This is a genomic window from Ruegeria sp. BF10, assembly GCF_056538725.1.
The window spans coordinates 2,501-5,951 of the sequence record NZ_JBQFTR010000013.1 but is presented as its reverse complement, the minus strand read 5'-3'; the positions used below and the strand labels follow the sequence as shown (position 1 = coordinate 5,951).

The following is a 3,451-nucleotide window of genomic DNA, read 5'->3' as shown; positions in this document are numbered from 1 at the left end:
TTTTTGGTTGCGGGAGTAGGATTTGAACCTACGACCTTCAGGTTATGAGCCTGACGAGCTACCGGGCTGCTCCATCCCGCGACACTTTGGTGGTCTACCGCCTATTCGGCTACTTGAGACCGTTTTTCGGCCTGTTGCTTACGCTACTTGAGGCCGGGGTCGAATGAGTTCGATATCGTAAGAGAGAAGTTTGATTGTGGGCTTTTTCTAGGTTTGGCGGTGACCTACTCTCCCGGGGCTTGAGCCCAAGTACCATTGGCGCGGCAGTGCTTAACTTCCGGGTTCGGGATGGGACCGGGTGTTTCACTTGCGCTATGACCACCAAACCGAGGAAAAGCCCCCGTCGCTCTTTTTGCTTTGCAAAAAGGCGACGCGCGGGAGGCAGCGTATTCGCTTGCGAATGCGCGTTCCCGCACGGTTATTATGTCAATCAACAGTGTCGCTTGGCGCGACACAGCCATCCTTGGTCCAAGGTGTGTATGTTTTTGATTTGTCTTTCTGTTACTGGATCAAATCAAGCCTATCGGGCGATTAGTACCGGTCAACTGAACGCATTGCTGCGCTTACATCTCCGGCCTATTGACGTGGTGGTCTTCCACGGCCCTCAGGGAGACCTTGTTTTGAGGGGGGCTTCCCGCTTAGATGCCTTCAGCGGTTATCCTGTCCGATCATAGCTACCCAGCACTGCCGTTGGCACGACAACTGGTCCACCAGTGGATCGTTCACCCCGGTCCTCTCGTACTAGGGGCAACTCCTCTCAAGTCTCCTACACCCACGGCAGATAGGGACCGAACTGTCTCACGACGTTCTAAACCCAGCTCACGTACCTCTTTAAACGGCGAACAGCCGTACCCTTGGGACCTGCTCCAGCCCCAGGATGAGATGAGCCGACATCGAGGTGCCAAACACTGCCGTCGATATGGACTCTTGGGCAGTATCAGCCTGTTATCCCCGGCGTACCTTTTATCCGTTGAGCGATGGCCCTTCCACTCGGGACCACCGGATCACTATGGCCGTCTTTCGACTCTGCTCGACTTGTCAGTCTCGCAGTCAGGCTGGCTTCTGCCATTGCACTCAACGAGCGATTTCCGACCGCTCTGAGCCAACCTTCGCGCGCCTCCGTTACGCTTTAGGAGGCGACCGCCCCAGTCAAACTACCCGCCACGCAGGGTCCCGGATCCGGATAACGGACCGCGGTTAGACATCAAGAGTGCGAAGGGTGGTATCTCAAGGGAGGCTCCACAAGAACTGGCGTTCCTGCTTCAAAGCCTACCACCTATCCTGCACATCACAATCCTGATGCCAGTGCGAAGCTGTAGTAAAGGTGCACGGGGTCTTTCCGTCTAACCGCGGGAAGCCTGCATCTTGACAGGCAATTCAATTTCGCTGAGTCGATGTTGGAGACAGCGGGGAAGTCGTTACGCCATTCGTGCAGGTCGGAACTTACCCGACAAGGAATTTCGCTACCTTAGGACCGTTATAGTTACGGCCGCCGTTTACCTGGGCTTCAATTCAAGGCTCTCACCTCTCCTTTTAACCTTCAGGCACCGGGCAGGCGTCAGACCCTATACGTCGTCTTGCGACTTCGCAGAGCCCTGTGTTTTTAATAAACAGTCGCCACCCCCTGGTTTGTGCCCCCAGCCCCTAGTTGCCTAGGAACCGGGCCTCCTTCTCGCGAACTTACGGAGGTATTTTGCCGAGTTCCTTCAACATCGTTCTCTCAAGCGCCTTGGTATGCTCTACCAGTCCACCTGTGTCGGTTTAGGGTACGGTCTGATGGAGGGCTATTTCCAGGAACCACTCAGCAGCCCAATCAATCCGATAAGATTGAACTACACCTGTGATCCGTCACATCCTCCTGGCCTAGGAATATTAACCTAGTTCCCATCGCCTACGCCTTTCGGCCTCGGCTTAGGGGCCGGCTTACCCTGCTCAGATTAGCTTTAAGCAGGAACCCTTGGACTTTCGGCGAGAGTGTCTCTCACACTCTTTGTCGCTACTCATGTCATCATTCTCACTAGTGATCTCTCCACCGGATCGCTCACGCGCCGGCTTCATCGAAAGAACTCTATCCTGCGCTACCGCCTGTTCGGCTACTTGAGCGCGGTTGCCCGCGCCGCATAACCGGCGGCAATACAGGATGAGTTCTATGTCACACTACGCTCTGCTACCATGCCTTACGGCATCCTAAGCTTCGGCTCATGGCTTGAGCCCCGTTACATCTTCGCCGCAGGACAACTTGTTTAGACCAGTGAGCTGTTACGCTATCTTTAAAGGATGGCTGCTTCTAAGCCAACCTCCTGGTTGTTTTGGTCGTCCCACCTGCTTTCCCACTTAGCCATGAATTGGGGGCCTTAGCTGTAGGTCAGGGTTGTTTCCCTCTCCACTACGGACGTTAGCATCCGCAGTGTGTCTGCCATCTAGTACTCCCGGGTATTCGGAGTTTGGTTAGGATCAGTAAGCCTGTGGGGCCCCATTACCCATCCAGTGCTCTACCCCCCGGGGTATTCGGATGACGCTCTACCTAAATAGATTTCGCAGAGAACCAGCTATCTCCGAGTTTGATTGGCCTTTCACCCCTAGGCACAGCTCATCCCGATCCTTTTCAACGGATGTGGGTTCGGTCCTCCAGTAAGTGTTACCTTACCTTCAACCTGGCCATGCCTAGATCACTCGGTTTCGGGTCTGATCCCACGAACTCATGCGCCCTATTAAGACTCGCTTTCGCTACGCCTACACCTAACGGCTTAAGCTTGCTCGTGAGACCAAGTCGATGACCCATTATACAAAAGGTACGCCGTCACCCCGCAAGGGGGCTCCGACTGATTGTAGGCGTTCGGTTTCAGGTACTGTTTCACTCCCCTCGTCGGGGTGCTTTTCACCTTTCCCTCACGGTACTGGTTCACTATCGGTCAGCAAGGAGTACTTAGCCTTCGAAGGTGGTCCTCCGATCTTCAGACAGAATTTCACGTGTTCCGCCCTACTTAATACGTCCGTCAAAGCTTCCTATACGGGGCTGTCACCCGCTATGGCCACGCTTCCCAACGTGTTCTAGTCACTCATCCGGCTCGGCTGGTCCCCGTTCGCTCGCCGCTACTAGGGGAGTATCAATTGATTTCCTTTCCTCCGGGTACTTAGATGTTTCAGTTCCCCGGGTTTGCCTTTATAACCCTATGTATTCAGGTCATAAATACCTGGTTATGCCCATTATTGATTAGCACAGCTAACAATAACAAACATTCAGGTGGGTTGCCCCATTCAGAGATCCATGGATCAAAGCTTATTCTCAGCTCCCCATGGCTTATCGCAGAGTATCACGTCTTTCATCGCCTCTTGCTGCCAAGGCATTCACCAAACGCCCTTCTCGCGCTTGATTTGATCCAGAAAAAGAAAGACTTGATATTGGCACTACCGCCTATTCGGCTACTTGAGTGCGTTTGACCGCACACAA

At 53.8% G+C, this 3,451-nt stretch carries 1 tRNA gene and 2 rRNA genes; all 3 read right to left on the bottom strand.

Annotation, left to right across the window (positions count from 1 at the left end):
• Nucleotides 1-4 precede the first annotated feature (4 nt).
• Nucleotides 5-81: transfer RNA gene (locus tag ACR0DJ_RS20430), tRNA-Met, on the bottom strand.
• A 130-nt stretch (nucleotides 82-211) separates the two neighbouring features.
• Nucleotides 212-326, bottom strand: a 5S ribosomal RNA gene (rrf, locus tag ACR0DJ_RS20425).
• 184 nt (nucleotides 327-510) lie between these two features.
• Nucleotides 511-3,376, bottom strand: a 23S ribosomal RNA gene (locus tag ACR0DJ_RS20420).
• Nucleotides 3,377-3,451: the final 75 nt, after the last annotated feature.